Origin of the sequence: Mesorhizobium sp. M7A.F.Ca.MR.176.00.0.0 (assembly GCF_004023165.1) — a bacterium.
Taxonomy (GTDB): Bacteria; Pseudomonadota; Alphaproteobacteria; order Rhizobiales; family Rhizobiaceae; genus Mesorhizobium.
In genome coordinates this window covers 12,711-33,182 of record NZ_RZTC01000044.1, presented here as the reverse complement: position 1 = coordinate 33,182, position 20,472 = coordinate 12,711, and the positions used below count along the sequence as shown (strand labels likewise).

18 protein-coding genes are annotated in these 20,472 nt (G+C 63.3%); 16 read left to right on the top strand and 2 right to left on the bottom strand.

The window, feature by feature from the left end; all coding sequences use genetic code 11:
- The 5 genes from EOB59_RS16585 to EOB59_RS16565 all read left to right on the top strand — a co-directional run.
- On the top strand, positions 1-878 hold an 878-nt coding region (locus EOB59_RS16585; protein WP_245486657.1), incomplete at its 5' end, for a fumarylacetoacetate hydrolase family protein.
- A gap of 344 nt (positions 879-1,222) precedes the next feature.
- Complete coding sequence (locus tag EOB59_RS16580) at positions 1,223-2,158, top strand: substrate-binding domain-containing protein (protein ID WP_013532868.1); 936 nt, start codon at positions 1,223-1,225, stop codon at positions 2,156-2,158.
- A gap of 113 nt (positions 2,159-2,271) precedes the next feature.
- Positions 2,272-3,258, top strand: a complete 987-nt coding sequence (locus tag EOB59_RS16575) for an ABC transporter permease (protein ID WP_127396914.1) — start codon at positions 2,272-2,274, stop codon at positions 3,256-3,258.
- Between the two features lie 3 nt (positions 3,259-3,261).
- Positions 3,262-4,053, top strand: coding sequence for an ATP-binding cassette domain-containing protein (locus EOB59_RS16570; protein ID WP_127396913.1), 792 nt, complete (start codon positions 3,262-3,264; stop codon positions 4,051-4,053).
- A 137-nt stretch (positions 4,054-4,190) separates the two neighbouring features.
- Positions 4,191-5,213, top strand: a complete 1,023-nt coding sequence (locus tag EOB59_RS16565) for a LacI family DNA-binding transcriptional regulator (protein ID WP_128288801.1) — start codon at positions 4,191-4,193, stop codon at positions 5,211-5,213.
- A 329-nt stretch (positions 5,214-5,542) separates the two neighbouring features.
- On the opposite strand, the gene EOB59_RS16555 is transcribed toward EOB59_RS16565, so the two are convergent.
- The gene (locus tag EOB59_RS16555) at positions 5,543-6,133 is read right to left on the bottom strand and encodes a TetR/AcrR family transcriptional regulator (protein WP_127320309.1); all 591 of its coding nucleotides are present in this window, start codon (positions 6,131-6,133) and stop codon (positions 5,543-5,545) included.
- Between the two features lie 242 nt (positions 6,134-6,375).
- Between EOB59_RS16555 and EOB59_RS16550 the strand changes: the two genes are divergently transcribed.
- Genes EOB59_RS16550 through EOB59_RS16540 form a run of 3 tightly spaced genes read left to right on the top strand, consistent with a single transcriptional unit; the run spans position 6,376 to position 10,967 of the window.
- A complete protein-coding gene (locus tag EOB59_RS16550; RefSeq protein ID WP_128288799.1) occupies positions 6,376-6,630 on the top strand; it encodes a hypothetical protein in 255 nt (84 codons plus the stop codon).
- A complete protein-coding gene (locus EOB59_RS16545; protein ID WP_127270244.1) occupies positions 6,624-9,800 on the top strand; it encodes a multidrug efflux RND transporter permease subunit in 3,177 nt (1,058 codons plus the stop codon). Before EOB59_RS16550 ends, EOB59_RS16545 begins: the two co-directional genes overlap by 7 nt.
- Before the next feature lie 15 nt (positions 9,801-9,815).
- Positions 9,816-10,967 carry an efflux RND transporter periplasmic adaptor subunit gene (locus EOB59_RS16540; protein ID WP_127320305.1) on the top strand — a complete coding sequence of 384 codons (1,152 nt, stop codon included), beginning with the start codon at positions 9,816-9,818 and terminating at the stop codon, positions 10,965-10,967.
- Positions 10,968-10,989: 22 nt separating this feature from the next.
- Here the strand turns inward: EOB59_RS16540 and EOB59_RS16535 are convergent, their stop codons facing one another.
- Positions 10,990-11,922 carry a LysR substrate-binding domain-containing protein gene (locus tag EOB59_RS16535; RefSeq protein ID WP_127811042.1) on the bottom strand — a complete coding sequence of 311 codons (933 nt, stop codon included), beginning with the start codon at positions 11,920-11,922 and terminating at the stop codon, positions 10,990-10,992.
- A 102-nt stretch (positions 11,923-12,024) separates the two neighbouring features.
- Between EOB59_RS16535 and EOB59_RS16530 the strand changes: the two genes are divergently transcribed.
- From EOB59_RS16530 to EOB59_RS36405, 8 genes are all read left to right on the top strand, one after another.
- Positions 12,025-12,813 carry a 2OG-Fe(II) oxygenase gene (locus tag EOB59_RS16530; RefSeq protein WP_127398067.1) on the top strand — a complete coding sequence of 263 codons (789 nt, stop codon included), beginning with the start codon at positions 12,025-12,027 and terminating at the stop codon, positions 12,811-12,813.
- A 107-nt stretch (positions 12,814-12,920) separates the two neighbouring features.
- Positions 12,921-13,613, top strand: a complete 693-nt coding sequence (locus EOB59_RS16525; protein ID WP_023808713.1) for a GntR family transcriptional regulator — start codon at positions 12,921-12,923, stop codon at positions 13,611-13,613.
- 36 nt (positions 13,614-13,649) lie between these two features.
- Positions 13,650-14,756: a mandelate racemase/muconate lactonizing enzyme family protein gene (locus EOB59_RS16520; protein WP_128288798.1), complete on the top strand. Its 1,107-nt coding sequence runs from the start codon at positions 13,650-13,652 to the stop codon at positions 14,754-14,756.
- Between the two features lies 1 nt (position 14,757).
- Positions 14,758-15,942 (top strand): mandelate racemase/muconate lactonizing enzyme family protein, encoded by a 1,185-nt coding sequence (locus EOB59_RS16515; RefSeq protein WP_128288797.1) that lies wholly within the window; start codon positions 14,758-14,760, stop codon positions 15,940-15,942.
- A gap of 167 nt (positions 15,943-16,109) precedes the next feature.
- Positions 16,110-17,774, top strand: a complete 1,665-nt coding sequence (locus EOB59_RS16510) for an ABC transporter substrate-binding protein (RefSeq protein ID WP_128288796.1) — start codon at positions 16,110-16,112, stop codon at positions 17,772-17,774.
- A gap of 70 nt (positions 17,775-17,844) precedes the next feature.
- A complete protein-coding gene (locus EOB59_RS16505; RefSeq protein ID WP_127811047.1) occupies positions 17,845-18,798 on the top strand; it encodes an ABC transporter permease in 954 nt (317 codons plus the stop codon).
- Positions 18,795-19,673, top strand: a complete 879-nt coding sequence (locus EOB59_RS16500; RefSeq protein WP_128288795.1) for an ABC transporter permease — start codon at positions 18,795-18,797, stop codon at positions 19,671-19,673. Before EOB59_RS16505 ends, EOB59_RS16500 begins: the two co-directional genes overlap by 4 nt.
- A partial coding sequence (locus EOB59_RS36405; protein WP_245486656.1) for an ABC transporter ATP-binding protein occupies positions 19,666-20,472 on the top strand: 807 nt, incomplete at its 3' end. The genes EOB59_RS16500 and EOB59_RS36405, both read left to right, overlap by 8 nt.

Sequence of the window (20,472 nt, the reverse complement as noted above, 5' to 3'; positions counted from 1 at the left end):
ACCTGCAGGCGGTCAAGGCATCGGGCGTCACCTTCGTCGTCAGCCTGCTGGAACGGGTGATCGAGGAACAGGCGCGCGGTTCGGCTGAAAAAGCCGATGCCATCCGCGCCGACATCGCAGGACTGATCGGCCACGATCTGTCGAAGCTGAAGCCCGGTTCGCCCGAAGCGATGGAGATCAAGGCCAAGCTGATTTCGCGCGGCGCCTGGTCGCAATATCTGGAAGTGGGCATCGGCCCCGATGCCGAGATCTTCACCAAGTGCCAGCCGATGGCCTCGGTGGGCTTCGGCGCCGATGTCGGGCTGCACCCGGTGTCGACCTGGAATAATCCGGAACCCGAGATCGCCATGATCGCCGCCTCCAGCGGCCGGATCGTCGGCGCGACCATCGGCAACGACGTCAATCTGCGCGACGTCGAAGGGCGTTCGGCGCTGCTGCTCGGCAAGGCCAAGGACAACAATGCCTCGGCCTCACTCGGCCCCTTCATCCGCCTATTCGACGACAAATTCTCCATCGATGACGTCAAGCGCGCCGTCGTGCGCCTGAAAGTCGAGGGCGAGGACGGGTTCTCGCTGGAGGGCGCAAGCTCGATGGCGGAGATCAGCCGCTCGCCGGAGGAACTGGTCGCCGCGGCCATGGGGCCGCACCACCAGTATCCGGACGGGCTGGCGCTCTATCTCGGCACCATGTTCGTTCCGTCCAAGGATCGCGGCGAGAAGGGCAAGGGATTTACCCACAAGGTCGGCGACATCGTCACCATCTCGTCGGAAAAATTCGGCGCGCTGGTCAACCGCGTGCAGCTGTCGCCGGACTGCCCGCACTGGACCTATGGCGCCAGGCATCTGATGCGGGAGCTGGCCAGAGCCGATCTGATCTAGCAACTGGTGTCGTCGACGCCCTGCCAAGCGCTGCGGACCTGGCCCCGTGGGCGTAGGATGGTCGCCGGCGTGACCCTTGTCGGCGCAGGCCGCGTTCGCGCGACCCGAAGCAATCACGCCAATTATCAGACAGTCGGAAAATCACCTCAACTGACGCAATCTGATGGGACCGCTGATGACGCCCCGTCAGACGCCCACTACACCTGCAGATGGAGGCTTGGCAGATGGAGGCTTGCCATCCGTCGAAAAAGGGGATGCTCTGACGCATTCAACCGGCGCTGGCAAAAAGACGCGGAACAAGGGACGGATTTTGAACTGACGATCTACAAACGGGAGGAAATCAAATGCTGACACGGCTAAGACTCGTTCTATACGGCCTGTTGGTGGCGCTGATGGTGGTACCAGCAGCGGCACAGGCCAAGACGTTCTACTGGATTTCGCACGGCGGTCCGGCCGATCCGGTCTGGACCTATTTCCTGGCCGGCGCCAAGCAATGGGCCAAGGACACCGGCAACACGGTCAACACCTCGTTCCACAATGGCGATGTCGCCTCGCAGCAGGAAGCGGTTCGCGCCGCCCTCTCCGCCAAGGCCGACGGTATCGTCACCACGAGCCCGGATCCGGGCAGCCTGATCGAGATCGTCAAGGAAGCGCGTGCGGCGAAAGTGCCGATCATCAATTTCAACACGCCTGATCCGAAGGCCGACTTCAACGCCTATGTCGGCGGCGACAATGTCACCTTCGGCAAGCATTGGGCGCAGTATCTGGTCGACAAAGGCCTGGTGAAGAAAGGCGACTTCGTCTGGATGCCGGTCGAAATCCCCGGCGCCACCTATGGCGTGCAGGAAGAAGAAGGCATCAAGAGCGTCTTCGAGCCGCTCGGCATCACCTATGAAATCACGGAAGCCACGCTTGATCAGGCTGAAGTGATCAACCGCATGGTCGACTACCTCACGGCCAACAAGGCCAAGGTGAAGGCGATCATCGGCCTGGGCGATCTCGTCACCGGCTCGATCAAGCGGGTGTTCGACCAGGTCGGCATCAAGCCGGGCGAAATCCCGGTCGTCGGCTGGGGCAATTCGCTCGACACCACCCAGGAAGTGCTGAACGGCTATGTCAATGCCGGCCAGTGGCAGGACCCGCAGGCGACCAGCTATGTCGCGCTTTCGCTGGCCAATATGGCCGCCGGCGGCATTCCTCCGGGCTTCAACGTCATCACCGGCGCGCTCTACGAAAAAGACACCGCGCAAATCTACGACGACATCCTGTCCGGCAAGTAACATCCAATCCTAGCAGTCGCGGCCGCCCAACGGTCGCGACTGGCTCTCCATTTCGCCGAGCCCTTCGCACGCGATGTGCAACGCTCAGCCTTCCACTCATGTCGCGGATTGCCGTGGAAAATCATTCGCTCGTCCAACGCCTGATCGCACGGCCGGAATTCGGCCCGCTGGTGCTGCTCGTCGTCGAGATCGCCGTTTTCTGGAGTTTCAACCACGACTTCCTGTCGCCGCAGAACATCTCCAACACGCTGGCCTTCACGGTCGAACTCGGCCTGATCGCGCTGGCGATGACGCTGTTGATGACATCGGGCGAGTTCGACCTCTCGGTCGGCTCCCTGTTCGGCTTCTCGCCGGTCTTGATGTGGACCCTGTTCAACAGCGGCCTGACCTCCCTTGAGGTCGGCTTTGTCGCCGCGCTGCTGGTCGCCGCCTTCATCGGGCTGGTCAATGGCTGGTTCGTGACGCAGCTCAAGATCCCATCCTTCCTGGTGACGCTTGGCATGCTGCTGGTGGTGCGCGGCACCGCTCTTTTCGTCACCGATGGTTTTCCCCAGCGCACCTGGAGCGCGGAAGGCAGCTGGCTGGCGGAAGTGCTGGTCGGCGATTTCTTCATCGGCCCGTTCCGCATCTACATGTCGCTGTTCTGGTTCATCGCCGCGGCGATCGGGCTCGGCTATGTGCTGACGCAAAGCCGCACCGGCAACTGGATCCAGGCGGCCGGCGGCAACCCGAGTGCTGCAAGGGCGCGCGGCGTCAATGTCAGCGGCGTCAAGATCGGCCTGTTCGTGCTGTCGTCGGTCATGGCTTCGCTTGCCGGCGTCATCTCGTCGCTGCGCACTTCCGCCGCCAACCCCAACAGCGGCACCGGCTACGAACTGGAAGTCATCGCCATGGTGGTGATCGGCGGTACAGCACTTACTGGCGGGCGCGGCACAATCATCGGCACGGTGCTCGGCATCCTGATCCTGCGCGTGATGCGCAACGGCATCGTGCTGATCGGCGTGCCCGGTCTTGCCTACAACATCTTCATCGGCGCTATCATCCTTGGCATGATGGCGCTGCATTCATGGCTGGAACGCCGGCACCAGGCGGGGACTTGAACCATGGCCGAGCCACTGATCCGCATGACGAGCATCCGCAAGTCCTATGGCCGCGTGCAGGCGCTGGAGGATGCCAATTTCCATGTCAATGAACGGGAGATCGTCGGCTTGCTCGGCGACAACGGCGCCGGCAAGTCGACGCTGATCAAGGTGCTCTCGGGTGCCGTTCCGCTGACCAGCGGCGATATCTTCATCCGCGGCAAGAAGGTGAGCCTGCGCAGCACCAGCGACGCCATCGCCCACGGCATCGAGACGATCTACCAGGACTCGGCGCTGGTGACGCAACTGTCGATCGCCCGCAATCTGTTCCTCGGGCGCGAGCCGATCAAGCCGCCGCGCTTCCTCAACCGGATGGACCAGGATGCGATGAACACGGTTGCTCGCGACTTGCTCAAGCAGGTAGGCATCTCGAAGAACATCCCGTCGACGACGCCGATCGGCTCGCTCTCCGGCGGCGAGCGCCAGGCGGTGGCGATCGCGCGCGCCATGCATTTCGACAGCGACCTGATCATTCTCGACGAGCCGACCAACAATCTCGGCGTCGCCGAAACACAGGGTGTGCTGAGCTTCGTGCGCAGCGCCCGCGATTCCGGCCATTCCTGCATTTTCATCGCCCACAACATCCACCATGTCTTCCAGGTAGTCGACCGCATCGTCGTCATGCGCCGCGGCAAGGTGGTTGCTGACGACATAGACCCCAAGAAGACCAGCGTGGCGGAGGTCGAACGGATCATCACCGGCATGTCGGACAAGGAAATCCGCGATGCCATCGCCGATGGCAAGCCATCGCACTGAGAATGGTGATGGGCGGCAATCACCCGTCACCTCAGATCGCATCGCTTGTCTGACGCGCCACCGCATGGCGAACAGGATTGCAGCATGAAAGCCACAGTCTCGGATACCGCACGCAACTGCGGGCTGTGGGTTACGGCATGAAAGCCACTGTCTCCGATATCGCTCGTAGCTGCGGGCTGTCGACCGCAACGGTCGACCGGGTGCTCAACAACCGGCCGGGTGCGAGTGCGGCCAACCGCCAGCGCGTCATGGAGGCGGCCAAGCAAGTCGGCTATCTGCCGGTCGCCGATCAGGTGACGCTACCCTCGCGGCCCGCCCACCTTGAATTCCTGCTGCCGATCGGCAGCAATGCCTTCATGCGCGATCTCGCCGGGCACATCGAGGACTACGCCGCGCGCCTGCCGCTTGTCGCCTCGTGCCGGATCCATAACCTCGCCGGTATCTCGCCGAACGCGTTGCAGAGCGCTGTCGAAAACCTGTCGCTCAGGGCCAATGGCGTCGGTGTCATCGCCGTCGATCATCCGCGTACGCGCAACATCCTGCGCGACATCGTCGAAGCCGGCATGCGCCTGGTGACGCTGGTGTCCGATGTTCCGGCGGCACCGCGCGCGGCCTATGTCGGCATCGACAACCGGGTGGCGGGACGAACGGTGGCGCTGCTGATGGGACGCTTCCTTGGCGGCCGCACCGGCCATCTTGCGATGGTCGTCGGCTCACGTTCCTATCGCGGCCACGAGGAACGCGAAATGGGTTTCCGCTCGGTGCTCAGTGAGGAGTTTCCCAATCTGACCGTCAGCAGCGCCGTCGAGGTCAACGACGAGCCCGATGCCAGCTACACCGAGACCATGAAGGCGCTGCACGACGAGCCGGAACTGCTCGGCATCTATTGCGTCGGAGCTGGACATTCGGGCGTTGCAAAGGCGATCCGGGAGGCCAGGCCGAACCGCAAGCCGGTGTTCATCTGCCACGATCTGACCAAGGACACGCGCGGTCATCTCGTCGACGACCTGCTCGATGTCGTCATCGACCAGAATGCCAGGCTGATCGCGGAACAGTCGGTCATTCGCCTGCTCGGCTCGATTGCCTCCTCGGCACCCTATCTGACGCGCAAGTTCATCGAACCGCGCTTGATCTTCAGGGAAAACGTCCCGGTGCAGTAATGCGAAATGGCTTGGCTAAACCGGGTTTCCGGATTTGTACGATGATTGGCACGGCAAATCTGCACAGCAGCTATGCAAGTTTCTTTGTTGCCGAATCGTTGGGCAACTCGTAGGTTCTGGTTGTCGGCCATCTACTCCTCCCAGATGCGATGCCGACGCTGAATGGGGTGCACCTCCTCCCGCGCCACATTCGAAAATCGAGCCCGCTGCCACCTCCTCCCGGCAGCGGGCTTTTTTCGTTTGGCCGACAGGGATGGCGGCACAGCGACACCAAAGCGCGCCCAGTCATCACGCGATGAATGGCGCACATGGATAGGCGACAGGTCACCTCAACCGGCGGCGGCGCCCCTGAAAGAAACGATCAATCCTTCAGCCATGCGCACGAACTGCGTGCTCGGACCTTCCGACCCCACGGTCTGCACGCTAACCCGCGCGCCCTCGAGCAGAAGCGACAGCGTATCGGCGAGCAGTTCAGCCTGGCCGATGCCCGCATCCCGACATAGCGTCACAAGGCGCTCGCGCTGGGCTTCCTTGAGCTCCTTGATCACCAGCCTGGCCGGATGGTCCGGCTCGGTCAGCTCAGCGGCGGCGTTGGCCATGTCGCAGCCGCGCCCATCCGCATTGAGCATGGCAGCCGCCTTGCGAACCCAGGCATGCAGTTGGGCAAGCTTGTCACCAGGAAATTCGGCCTCGAACGCATCCCACATAGCGCCCGCCTTGGCCGCATTGGCGCGCAGGCATTCGACGATCAGTTCGTCCTTGGATTCGAAGTGACGATAGAGCGTCATCTTGTTCGTGCCGGCAGCTTCGGTGATGGCGTCGACGCCGACACCCTTGATGCCATGCTTGTGGAACATGTCGCGTGCCGTCTCCAGGATCCGATCCCGGGGACGAGAGCGCTCCACGATGCCGTCTGTCATCATGATCTCCTTTCGTTTCCAAAAAACCCTCGGCCACCTCTTGACTAGGGTGTTACCGGTCTGTAACTTCCAGAATGTTACTTACTGGTAACACCTATATCGTCCACCGTCAATAACAAGGCCGTGAACTGGCCCTGCCGACGAGAGGGACAAGAAACTGCCAATCATGCGGCCTCGGCCGGTGAAAAGATGAAAACGGTTCGCGAGCACGTGCTGCGAATCGACAGACAAGGAGCCGGCCAATGCCACAGCGCCGCGATCTTACCATAGATGAGGCCGTCCGGGATCCGATGATCCGGCTGGTCATGAAAGCCGATGGCGTCGACCCGCGCGCCTTCGAGACGATGCTGCGCTCGCTTGCCTATGCGCAGCGCAACGAGGTGCCGTTGCTGCATTCGCGGGACGACCTCGGTGACAAGCGCGGTCAAAGACTGTCCAGCGTCGCCAGCGCCTTCGGGCGGGCAAGAGCAGCCGGGGAGGCTTGCGTCTCGTGGTAAACTTTTTCATCCACCGTCCGATCTTCGCCTCGGCGATCGCCATCATCATGGTGCTCGCCGGGTCGATTTGTTATTTCCTGCTGCCCGTCTCGCAGTTTCCCGACATCACACCGCCGCAGGTCGTGGTCAGCGCCCACTATCCAGGCGCCAGCGCGCAAGTGGTGGCCGATACGGTGACAACGCCGCTGGAGCAGCAGATCAACGGCGTGCAGGGGATGACCTACATGTCGTCGACGAGCTCCAATGACGGCTCCTCGACCATCACCATCACCTTCGATGTCGGCTATTCGCTGAGCACCGCCGCCGTCGACGTGCAGAACCGCGTCTCGCAGGCCGCCTCGTCGCTGCCGGCGATCGTCAACCAGGGCGGCGTGACGATCAAGAAGCAGAACCCGAACTTCGTCCTCATCGTCAACCTGACTTCGCCCGACAGTTCGGTCGATCCGGTGGCGCTGAGCAACCTTGCCTATCTGCAGGTGGTCGATCCGCTGAAGCGCCTGCCCGGCGTCGGCGATGTGCAGATCTTCGGCGAGCGGCGCTATTCCATGCGCGTCTGGCTCGATCCCGACAAGCTCGCCAATCTCGGCATCACCGCGGTCGATGTGCAGAACGCCATCGCCGAGCAGAATGTCCAGGTGGCGGCCGGCAAGATCGGCCAATCGCCGGCACCCGCCGGCACCGCCTTCGAGATGCAGGTCAACGCCGTCGGCCGGTTGAGCGATCCAAAGGAATTCGGCGACATCGTCGTGCGCGCCAACACCGACACCGGCTCGCTGGTCAGGCTGCGCGACGTCGCCCGCATCGAGCTCGGCGCACTGCAATATTCGTCGTCGGCCTTCTTCGGCAAGGACCCGACCGTGGTGCTCGCCGTCTACCAGATGCCCGGCTCCAACGCGCTCGATCTGCAGCAGCGCGTCAAGGACAAGATGCAGGAGCTGTCGGGCCGCTTCCCGAAGGGCGTGTCCTATGCAATGCACTACGACACGACGCGCTTCGTCTCGGCGTCGATGCATGACGTGCTGATCACGCTCGGCGAAGCGCTGGTGCTGGTCGTCGCCGTGGTGTTCCTCTTCCTGCAAAGCTGGCGCACGACGATCATCCCGACCATTGCCATTCCGGTGTCGCTGGTGGCGACGCTGGTCGTCATGGAGATGCTCGGCTTCTCGCTCAACATGCTCTCCCTGCTCGGCATGGTGCTGGCGATCGGCCTCGTCGTCGACGACGCCATCGTCGTGGTTGAGAATGTCGAACGACAGCTGGAGGCCGGACTCAAGCCGCTTGCGGCGACCAAGGCCGCAATGCGCGAGGTCACCGGACCGATCATCGCCACCACCGCGGTGCTGATGGCGGTGTTCGTGCCGGTCGCCTTCATTCCCGGCGTCTCCGGCAAGCTCTACAACCAGTTCGCGCTGACGGTGGCGATTTCCGTCGGCATCTCGGCCTTCAACTCGCTGACGCTCAGTCCCGCGCTCAGCGCGGCCTTCCTGCGGCATCGCGGCGAGACGCAGTTCGCTCCGTTCCGCTGGTTCAACACCGGCTTCGACAGGCTGTCGCACGCCTACGCCAATGGCGTACGCATTCTCATCCGCTTGCGCTGGATCATGCTCGGCCTGTTCGCGGCCGGCCTGGTCGCCACCTACTTCGTCTGGCAGCGCCTGCCCTCGACCTTCCTTCCGGTCGAGGACCAGGGTTATTTCTTCGTCGTCATCCAGTTGCCCGACGGCGCGTCGCTGGAACGCACCGACGCGGTGGCGCAGAAGGCGCGCGACATCCTGCAGGCGACGCCCGGCGTCGAGATTGTCGGCTCGATCAGCGGCCTGAATTTCCTGACCAGTGCGGCGCAGTCGAATTCGGCGGTCGAATTCGCCATCCTGAAGCCGTGGGAGGAGCGCGGCCCCGACCAGAGCGCGTCGAAGCTCGTCGCCGATGTGCGCGGCAAGCTGATGCAGATCCCTGAAGCTTTCGCGCTGAGCTTCGATCCGCCCTCTATCCCGGGTATCGGCACCACAGGCGGCTTCGAATTCGTCGTCGAGGATTTGACCGGCCGCGGCAGTTCAGCCCTCAACGATGCGACGCAAGCCGTGATCGCCGAGGCGCGCAAGCAGCCGGAAATCAACCCGCAGCAGCTGTTCTCGCCATTCTCGACCTCGACGCCGCAGTTCAACTACGACCTCGACCGCAGCAAGGCCAAGCTGCTCGGCCTCAATCTGCCCGATGTCTTCAACACGCTGCAGATCTATCTCGGCTCGCTCTACGTCAACGACTTCAACCTGTTCGGCCGCACCTTCCGGGTGACCATCCAGGCCGACAAGGATGCACGTGCGGGTGCCGCCGACATTTCGCGGCTCTATGTGCGCAATGCCTCCGGCGGCATGGTGCCGCTCTCGACGCTGGGCAAACTCGTGCCCTTCGTCGGCCCGGAGACCGTGCCGCATTACAACAACAATGCCTCGGCCTCGATCAATGGCGGTGCCGCACCCGGCTTTTCCTCGGGCCAGGCGGTTGCCGCGATGGAACGGGCCGCCGCCATTGCGCTGCCAAGGGATTTCGGTTTCGAATGGACCGGCATCACCTTCCAGGAGCTCAAGGCAGGATCGATCGCGTCCGTCGTCTTCGGCCTCGCCATCGTCTTCGTCTTCCTGATCCTGGCGATGCAGTATGAGAGCTGGGCGATGCCGTTCATGGTGCTGTTGGCGGTGCCACTGGCCCTGTTCGGCGCCTTCGTGGCCCTGTTGCTGCGTGGCATGCAGATCGACGTCTACTCGCAGATAGGCTTCGTCATGCTGATCGGCCTGGCGGCCAAGAACGCGATCCTGATCGTCGAGTTCGCAAGGCGACGGCGCGAAGAAGGCCTCAGCATCGTCGACGCGGCGATGGAGGCGGCACGGCTCAGGCTGCGGCCGATCCTGATGACGGCCTTCGCCTTCATCCTCGGCGTGCTGCCGCTGATGTTTGCGACCGGCGCCGGTGCGGCAAGCCGGCAGTCGATCGGCACCACCGTGTTCGGCGGCATGGTCGCGGCGACCATCCTGTCGCTGGTGTTCGTGCCGGTGTTCTACGCGGTCATCGAACAGCTGCGCGAACGCCGCGGCAATGACGAGCCCGCCTCTCAAGACAATGAACCAACGACTGAGCCCGCCTTGCGCCCCCTGGCGGAAGCGGCCGAATAAGATTGGAGACTGATCATGCGTAAATGGAAAATCGCGTTGGGAACGGCCGTCGCGCTGGGAGCGATCTCGGTGGCCAGCGTCCACCTGCTCGACATGGGCAACCTCAGCCTCAATGCCGGCACGGCCGCGGCGACGCCTGCTCCGGCGGCATTCGTCATGCCGGTGCCGGTGGTTAGTGTCGTCAAGAAGACGATCCCGATCTACCTGGACTATGCCGCGCGGACGGAACCGATCCGCAGCATCACCTTGCAGGCCAGGATTCCGGGCTATCTGCAGGAGCAGACCGCAGCCGACGGCGTCGACGTCCGGCAAGGCGACCTTCTCTACAAAATCTCGCCTGACGACTTCCAGGCGGCTCTCGACCAGGCCAAGGCGCAAGTGCAGCGCGATACGGCGACGCTCGACTATGCCCGCTCCAACCTCGGTCGCGGCACCGAGCTCGCCAAGAGCGGCTACCTCGCCAAGGACGGCTTCGACCAGCGCACCAGCACCTTGCGCGAGGCACAGGCGTCGCTGGCGGTCAACCAAGCGGCGGTCCGCACGGCAGAGCTCAATCTGAGCTACGCCGAAATCCGGGCGCCGTTTGCCGGGCGTCTCGGCCGCAACCAGGCTTCGGTCGGAACGCTGGTCAGCGTTGCCGGCACCGTGCTCAACACGCTGGTGCAACTCGATCCGATCTACGTCACCTTCAACCCGAGCGAGACGGATCTGGCCGAGATCGAGCAAGCCCGTGCGAACGGCCCGATCGAAGTGGAGGTGCTGCTCCCCGGCCAGACCGAGGCCAGCCAGAAGGGCGAGCTTACCTTCATCGACAATTCGGTCGACCGCTCGACCGGCACGATCACGGCGCGCGCAACGATCGGTAACGGCAAGTTCACGCTGCTGCCCGGCCAATATGTTCGTGTCCGGCTGCATGTGAGAGAGCAGGCCGACGCGCTGATGGTGCCGCAGACGGCGCTGGGCTCGAGCCAGCTCGGCAAATATCTCTATGTCGTCGGCAAGGACAACACGGTCGACCAGCGGCTGGTTTCGCTCGGACCGACGAGCGGCGGTCAGGTCGCCATCCTCAGCGGCGTCGCCGAGGGCGACCAGGTGATCACGGGCAATCTGCAGAAGATCGGACCCGGAGCGCCTGTATCGCCGATACCGGAAAAGCCGGCCACCTGAACACCCCCGTCAGGACCCGGCTTCAGCGCGGCGCCCCGACCTTCCCACAGGTCGCGGGCGCCGCTCGACTGAGCAGTTCCACCAGACCGGCAACATCGGCGCGGTCGGCCTTGGCCGGCGGCATGAATGCACAGTAGGGATGCCCGAGGCGCACCGAGACGGAGGAGAGCGCAATCAGCCGACCGGCCGCCAGATCGGCGCGCGCCATGACCCGCTGGCCAAGCGCGATGCCCAGGCCCAGCCTTGCCGAGGCGATCGCAAGGCTGGACAGGCCGACGCGCCGCCCGTGCGACGGGTTGGGTGAGCGGCTGCCGCCGGAGGCCGCAAACCAGTCAGCCCAGGTCGGGTGCGAGGCATAGTTCGGCCCCCAATTGGTGTGGATGAACTGGCTCTCGTGCAAATCCGCCAGACTGGTATCGCCATTGCCGTGCCGGTGCCAGAATTCCGGTGCGCAGACAGGCAGGACGTCGTCATGGACGAGACGGACGAGTTTCAATCCGGGATAGTGATAATCGCCATAGCTGATGCGCAGGTCGATGTTCTGGCGCATCAGGTCGACCGGATCGTCCTCGACCCGAACGTCGATCGCCATCTGCGGAAAGGCATCGAGAAGTACCGCCAGCCTCGGCGCCAGCCACAGTTCGGCCAGCGAGAACGGCACGCTGACGACCAGGCGCGTCCGCATCCCGCCCTCCAGCATGCGCTGGCCTATGGCGGCGATGTCTCCTAGCGCCTTCGCCGTCTGTGGATAGATGGCGTGGCCGGCATCGGTGAGCGCGATGCGGTTGCCGGTGCGCACGAACAATTGCTTGCCGAACCAGTTCTCAAGATTGCGTATCTGCTGGCTGACCGCTGCAGAGGACACGCCGAGTTCAGAAGCGGCCAAGGTGAAGCTGCCGGCACGGGCGGCAACTTCAAAAGCCTTGATCGCATTCAGCGGCGGCAACCGTTCCACAACAGATCCATAAGTTTTTCTTGCTCGATCTTAATTATTTTCGACGTTGAGAGAAAGATTTTTTTGCCGTCTCATAGGCTCGAAACCTTCGGAGCCATGACGATGAAAGACATCCTCGATCTCGACCGCTATCCGCTCGACCGCGAAGGCAGCGCTGAATGGCAGCGCCTTGTCGAACAATCCGTCGCCGCGCTCGAAGCCGACGGCATGTTCAATCTGGAAGGGTTTTTGCGCCCCGGCGTGGCGGAACAAGCCGTGCGCGAAATCCAGCCGGTGATGGCCGCGCGCTCGCATGTGCACAAGCGGATGCACAACATCTACTTCAAGCCTGAAATCCCCGAGCTTGCACCCGACCATCCGGCGCTGCGCAAGGTGGAGACCATCAGCCACACCGTCTGTGCCGACCAGATTCCTGGCAGTGTCGTGCTCGCCATCTACGAATACGAACCGCTACTGCGCTTCCTGGCAGCGACGATGGGCAAGACCAGGCTGCATGTCATGCAGGATCCGCTGGCGCGAACCAATGTCATGGCCTATCGCGCCGGCGAGGCTTTGAACTGGCATTTCGATCGTTCCGAATTCACGACGACGCTGCTGCTGCAGGCAGCGGAATACGGCGGCGACCTCGAATACCGCACCGATCTGCGATCTGACGGCAATCCCAACTATGACGGCGTCGCAAGGCTGCTGGACGGGCGCGACCCCGATGCAAAGATCCTGCGCATGAAGCCCGGCACGCTGAATGTCTTCCGCGGCAAAAACACCGCGCATCGCGTCACCACGGTCGAAGGCGAGCGCGAGCGCATGATCGCGGTGTTTTCCTACTATGAAAAGCCCGGCGTGATGTTCAGCCCCGAGGAGCGGGTCGGCTTCTACGGCCGTGCCGCCTGAGACCGAAAGGCCGACATGCCAACGGCCCCCAAGAATCCGAAGATGACCTCTTGTTAGATTGTCGACAATCTGCTTGTCTTGCTTTCGATTTCCCTGGGAGTGGCCGAATGGCGAAAGCGGATTTCAGTCCGATTGCGGACACGACGCGACGCGCCGAGATCGTCGCGCTGTTGCGGCGCGCGATCCTGACCGGGCAGCTCGCACCCGGCCAGAAGCTCAACGAGCTGCGGATTTCCGAACAGATGCGGGTCAGCCGCGCGCCGTTGCGCGAGGCAATGCGCGAACTGGTCCAGGAAGGCATCCTGACCAGCATCCCCTATGCCGGCACCTTCGTCATCGAGGTCACAGCCAAGGACATCGACGATGCCTATTCGTTCAACAAGGTGATGGACGAGCTGGCCATCGAGCGGGCGTGGCCGCTGCGCGACCAGCGCTTCTTCGACGAGCTCGACCGGCGTCACGAAGCCGTGAAGCAGGCGACCCGTGCGTTGGACACGACACGCCAAATCGAAACCGCGCTGCAACTGCATGGCCTGATCTACGAATGGGCCGACAATTCGGTGCTGCTGGAAACCTGGCAGCGGCTGACCAGCCGGCTGCAGATGTATTTTGCGCTCCACCAGCATGCCCGCAATGAGCCGGTGCCGGCCGAAGATGTTCACGAAACCTATGTGCGGTTGCTGAAGGGCAAGGACATGCGTGCAGCCCAGCGCCATGCCAGGGAGCACATCGATCTCGATTTCGAGGAGTTGCTTGCCTATGCGCGCGGCCTCGAACAACGCCCGTCGAGGGGCGCCTGACCCGTTCCCCACCATCACAGACAGCGGACAAGACACGTGCAGATCGAAACCATCAAGGCCTACCATGTCGTGCAGCCCTTCGTGGACGGGCCATACCGCATGTCGAAGGGGCGCGAGGCCGACGCTTTCGACGCGGTGATCGTGTCCATTGCATCAGACAGCGGTATCACCGGCTGGGGCGAGATGGCGCCGCTCGGCAATTTTTACTCGGCAGCCTTCCCGGCCGGCGTTCGCGCCGGGGTGGTCGAGATCGCGCCGCATCTGATCGGCCATGATCCACGCGGACTAGCCAGCATCGGCCGGCTGATGGACACGGTGTTCAAGGGTCATCCCTACATCAAGTCGGCGCTCGACATGGCCTGCTGGGATCTGGCGGGGCGCGCCGCCGACGTGCCGCTGGTCACGCTGCTCGGCGGCAAGGAAAGCGACACCGCAGAACTCTATAAGGTCGTCACGCACGGCAGCGTCGACGCCATGGCCGCGCTGGCCAAGCGCATCGTCAAGGACGGCTTCCACCGGCTACAGGTCAAGGTCGGCGGCAATGTGCATGACGACATCGAGCGTGTCACCGCGGTCGCCGCCTCGGTGCCGAAAGGCACGGTCATCTTCTGCGACGCCAATGCCGGCTGGACGCCCTATCAGGCGCGCCAGTTCGCCGGCGCGACGCGCAGCATCGACTACACGTTCGAGCAGCCCTGCACCACGATCGATGAAAACATGTCGGTGCGCCGCATGCTCGACAAGCCGATGGTGCTCGACGAATCCGTCACCTCGCTCGAGGCGATGCTGGAAATTCATCGCCTGGGTGCGGCCGACGGGCTGACCCTGAAGATCTCGCGCCTTGGCGGGGTGACGAAGACGCGCCAGATCCGCGACGTTGCCGTCGACCTCGGCTTCATGATCACGGTCGAGGACACGGGCGGCGCCGAGATCGACACCGCGGCGATGGCGCATCTGTCGCTGTCGACGCCGGAAGAGCGCCGGCTGCATGCCATCGCCTTCCATGAATGGGTGACGGTGCGCACGGCGTCGAACATGCCCCCGGTCACCGGCAGCCGCATGGGCGTTCCAGATGGCCCCGGCCTTGGCATCGATGTCGTTCCCGATTTGCTCGGGAAGCCCTTCTTCGAGGTCGGCCGCTGAGATGAAGATCCGCAGCATCAAAGCCACGCCGATCAATTTGCGCCTCGAGGCGCCCTATGCCTGGGTGTTCGGCGAGCTCGACGGATTTTCGCCGACCATTGTCGAGGTCGAGACCGAGGATGGCTTGATCGGCCTTGGCGAGGCGCCGACCCCGGCGGCGGCGGCGATCATCAATGATATCCTTGGCCAGCGTCTGGTCGGGCGCGATGCCTTCGACATCGCCGGCGCCGAGCATGTCTGCCTGCCCTTCTGGACCGGCGTGCAGTCGATCAACGACCGCACCCGCATCATGGCTTTCGGCGCCATCGAGATGGCTTTGTGGGACCTGCGCGGCAAGGCGTGGAACCAGCCGCTCTACCAGTTGCTTGGCGGCGCCGTGCGCAAGGACATCCCGTTCACCGACTATTTTTCGCTGCGCGGTGACGGGCCAAAGGTGAAGGGCGAGACGACGCCCGAGGAAGTCGCCGACTATTGCGTCGAATTGCACGAGACGCATGGAACGACCTTCTTCGAAGGCAAGTTCTCGACCGAAGATCCGAAAGTCTCGCTCAGGATGGTCGAGCTGATCCGCAAGAAACTCGGCGACGACGCGATGATCCGTATCGATTCCAACCAGGCTTATTCGCTCAGCACCGCGCGGCGGCTGGCGCGCCCGCTGGAAGAGTTGGGCGTGCGCAACTGGGAGGATCCGGTGGCGACCATCGAGGAGATGCGCGAATTGCGGCGCCATTGCTCGATCCCGTTCTCGACCCACAACATCGACATTGCGCGCGCCATGGAAACCAAGGTTCCGGACGCGTTCGTCGGCAACCCGACAACGCATGGCGGCATCGGCCGGCTGCTGCGCTTCGTTGGCGCCTGCGAGCACGCCGGCATCGATTTCTGGTGCTACAGCGGCGACAGCGGCATCGGCAGTGCCGCCTATCTGCACCTGTGCGCGGCACTTGGTTGGATCAGGGAGCCGAACCAGTCGCTGTTTCGCATGCTGCCGATGGATGTCACCGAGGAAGGGCCGTTTTCGCCAAGGAACAATTTCGTGCGCGTTCCGGAAGGTCCCGGTCTCGGCGTCACCTTGTCGCGCGAGAACCTCGCTGCCTGTCACAGAGACTTTACCGAGAAAGGACCGTGCAACAAGTATCATGACCCGGCAAAGCCCGGAACCTATCGCCGTTTGCCGCTGAACTAGACGGCGGCAGCAGTGCAGCCAGGAATCCGGCACGTCCACGTCACGACTGGATGGACCGGACAAAACCGCATGCTAAAGTTTCGGTCGACAGACCTCTCTGGCGGCCGAAAAATGGAGCAATCCACGAAATTTCGTCAACATAAGAATAGGGGAAAGGGTAAAAACCCATGAGCAAGAACTACAGCATTCTCGACCTGATCCGGCGCAATCGCACGCCGCTTGAAAATCACCTGATCGACGGCCTTGTCGACGGTCGTGTCAGCCGCCGCGACTTCGTCCGTCACGGCAGCCTGCTCGGCCTGTCGCTGCCGCTGCTGGGCCGCATCGGCATGGCCGCCGGCCTTGGCGGCATGCCGTCGCTGGCGCGCGCCCAAGGCGCACCCGGCGCCACCATCCGTGTCGCCAGCAGCGTGCCGGCGGCAACGATCGACCCGGTCACCATTGCGGACGCCGGCGGCCTGCTGGTGATGCAGCAGGTTGCGGAATTCCTTTGTGTCGACGGTCCCGACCTGGTGCTGCAACCGGCGCTGGCCGAGAGCTGGAAGCCGAACGACAATGGCACGGTGTGGACCTTCAAGCTGCGCAAGGGCGTAAAATTCCACAGCGGCGGGGAGATGAAGGCCGACGACGTCGTGGCCAGCATCGACCGCCTTGCCGATCCGGCCAATTCGTCCAATGCGCTGTCGGTGTTCACCGGCATCCTGCAGAAGGGCGCCTCCAAGAAGGTCGACGACTACACGGTGGAATTCCACCTCGATGCGCCGAACGGCAACTTCCCCTACATGCTGTCGTCCGACAACTACAACGCCGTCATCATCCCGGCGAGTTACAAGGGCGACTACGAGAAGAGCTTCGACGGCACCGGGCCGTTCAGAATAGAGAAATACACGGCAAAGGTCGGCGCCTCCTTCGTCCGCAACGAAGACTATTGGGGTCCGAAGGCACTGCCGGAACGCACCGAATTCACCTTCTTCACCGATATGCAGCCGCAGATCCTGGCGCTGCAGGGCGGACAGGTCGACATCATCAACCAGATGCCCGTGCTGGCCGGCGTCGCTCTGCTCAACGATCCGAACGTCGACATCATCAGCCTGAAGTCGTCGGCCCATCAGCAACTGCACATGCGCTGCGACGAGGGTCCGTTGAAGGATGCGCGCGTGCGCCGTGCCATTGCGCTCTGCCTCGATCGCGACAAGCTGGCCGCCGGCCTGATGAAGGGACGCTCCGCTCTAGGCAATGACAGCCCGTTCGCCGCCGTCTATCCTTCGACCGATACGAGCGTGCCGCAACGCAAGCAGGATATCGCCCAGGCCAAGCAGCTTATGGAAGCAGCCGGCCTTGGCCAGGGCTTCAAGATAACCCTGACCACCGAACGCTACCTGGAAATCCCCGAATACGCCCAGCTAATCCAAAACTGGGTCAAGGAGATCGGTGTCCAACTCGACCTCAACATCCTCGACCAAAGCGGCTATTACGGAGACGCGGTGTTCGGCAAGTCGAACTGGCTGGATTCGGTGATGGGCATCACCGACTATGGTCACCGCGGCGTGCCGAACGTCTATCTCGCGGCACCGCTGAAGAGTGAAGGCACCTGGAACGCGGCACACTTCAAGAACAAGGACTATGACGCGCTGGCGACCAGCTACATCGCAGCCCTCGACCTCGAGGCACAGAAGGCCGACGCCGGCAAGATCCAGAAGCTGCTGCTCGAGGAAACGCCTGTCATCTTCGGCTATTTCTACGACTATCTCACGGCGACGGCGAAGGGTGTGGCCGGCGTGCAGCCGACCGCCATGTCGCAGCTGTTCCTCGACAAGGCATCGAAGGCCTGAACGGAAGGGAAAGCCAATCCTCTAACAGCCAGCTCCCGCATGGGGGCTGGCTCCACAAGGAGTCCTAGCCATTCTCTCCTTCCTTGTCCGGCGTGTCTCGCTGTCGCTCGTCACGCTGTTCCTGCTCAGCATCATGGTGTTCCTGGGCGGCCAGGTGCTGCCCGGCAATGTCGGGCGCGCCATATTGGGCCCGTTCGCCGACCAGCGCGCGGTCGACGCGCTCAATCACACGCTCGGCGTCGATCGCCCGCTGCTAACGCAATACTGGAGCTGGATCTCCAACTTCGTCCAGGGCGACATGGGTACGTCCTACATCTTCCGCTCGCCGGTCGCGCCTTTCGTCATCGATGCGCTCGGCAATTCGATGAAGCTGGCGGCGGTCGCCTTCGTGCTGGTGGTGCCGATCGGCATCCTCGGCGGCGTCGTCGCCGCATTCAACCTCAACCGCCCGCTCGACCGCATCATCAGTCTCGGCGGCCTGTCGGTGACGGTGCTGCCGGAATTCGTCACCGGCATCATCCTGATCCTGATCTTTGGTGTCTGGCTGCGCTGGCTGCCGATATCGGCCGCATGGCCGCGCGACGCCGGCTTCTTCACGCAGCTCTATTACCTGATCCTGCCCTCGCTGCCGCTGTTCCTGGTGCTGTTCGGCTACATCGCCCGCATGGCACGCTCCGGCATGATCGAGGCGCTCGATTCCGACTACACGCGAACGGCCGTGCTGAAGGGCCTGCCCTGGCGCACGGTGATCTGGCGGCATGTGCTGCGCAATGCGCTGCTGCCGACCATCACCGTCATCGCGACGCAGACCGGCTACCTCATCGGCGGCCTTGTCGTCATCGAAACGCTGTTTCGCTACCAGGGCATCGGGTCGCTGATCTTCACCGCCGCGCGCGGCAAGGATTTCCCGATGCTGGAGTCGGGCATCCTCACCATCGGCATTGTCTATGCCTTGGCCACCCTTGTCGCCGACTTCCTCTATTCCGTGCTCAATCCGCGTATCCGTCTGGGGTCAGATCAATGAGCGCCGTCCAAACCAGCTCTCCGACACCAGACGACACGCGCCGGCGCGGCCCGCTGGCGGAGGTCTTTTTCTCGCTGCTGCGCTCGCGCACATTCCTTGTCGGTTTCGCCATCGTGCTGTTCTGGGTTGCCTGTGCGCTGTTGGGCGAGCATTTCGCACCTTACGATCCGCTTGCCGACGACATCATCAACGCGCTGGCGCCGCCCTCTTCCGAACACTGGTTCGGCACCGACCAGATCGGCCGCGACGTCTTCTCGCGCGTCATCGTCGGTTCGCGCGACATCCTGACCGTCGCACCGCTGGCAACCTTGCTGGCGACAGTGGCCGGCACGGGGCTCGGCCTCCTTACCGGCTATTTTCGCGGTCTCGTCGACGATGTCGTCAGCCGCATCCTGGAAGCCTTCATGGCGATCCCGGTGGTCATCGTCGCGCTGCTGGCCATCGTCGCGCTCGGCACCTCCAAAACCACGGTCATCGTCGTCATCGGTCTCAGCTTCGCGCCGATCATTGCGCGCACCGTGCGCTCGGCGGTGCTGGCCGAGCGCGAACTCGACTATGTCGCCGCCGCACAGCTTCGGCATGAAAGTGCACTGCATACGATGTTCGTCGAGATCCTGCCCAACGTCATCCCGCCGATCCTGGTCGAAACCACCGTGCGGCTCGGCTACGCCATTTTCGCGGTCGCCACGCTCTCCTTCATGGGTTTCGGCATCCAGCCGCCCTCACCCGACTGGGGGCTCTCGATCTCCAACAATTACGGCATGATCGGCGGCGGCTTCTGGTGGACGGTGCTGTTCGATGCGCTCGCCATCGCTTCGCTGGTGATCGGCGTCAATCTGGCGGCCGACGGCGTTCACGGAGCGCTCAATGACTAACTCCGCCAAGGCCGAAAACGCACTCGAACTCACCGATCTTTCGGTTGCCTACCGCGTCGCCGGCCGCAATCGCGCCGTGCTACGCAACCTCAGCCTCACCATCGGCCAGGGCGAAGCCTATGGGCTGGTCGGCGAATCCGGTTGCGGCAAGTCGACAGTGGCGCTCACCGTCGTGCGCTATCTGCCGAGAAATGGCTCGATCACCGGCGGCGCGATCTCGCTCGACGGCCAGAACGTGATGAAACTTGACGCCGAAGCGCTCAGGCGGGCGCGCGCGGAAAGCGTCTCCATGGTCTATCAGGACCCAGGCAAGGCGCTGAACCCATCGATCCGCGTCGGCCGTCAGCTGACCGAGATTTTTGAACTCGGCGGCGTTTCGGGACGAGCGGCCACCGACCGGGCGATTGCGATGCTGAACCGCGTGCGCATCTCCGACCCCGTCAGCGTCATGCAGCGCTACCCGCACCAGCTTTCCGGCGGCATGCAGCAACGCGTGGCGATTGCCATGGCGCTGGCCAACGATCCGTCGATGCTGATCCTCGACGAGCCGACCACCGGCCTCGATGCGACGGTGGAGGCCGAAGTGCTCGACCTGATCGCACAGCTCAGGCAGGAACTGTCGGCCTCTATCCTGTTCATCAGCCACAACCTCGCCGTCGTTTCTAACATGTGCGACCGAGTGGGCGTGCTCTATGCCGGCATGCTGGTCGAGGAAGGACCAACGGAGGTCGTGTTCAACGATCCGCGCCATCCCTACACGGTGGCGCTGCTGCGCTGCCTGCCGCGCGGGGGCCAACGC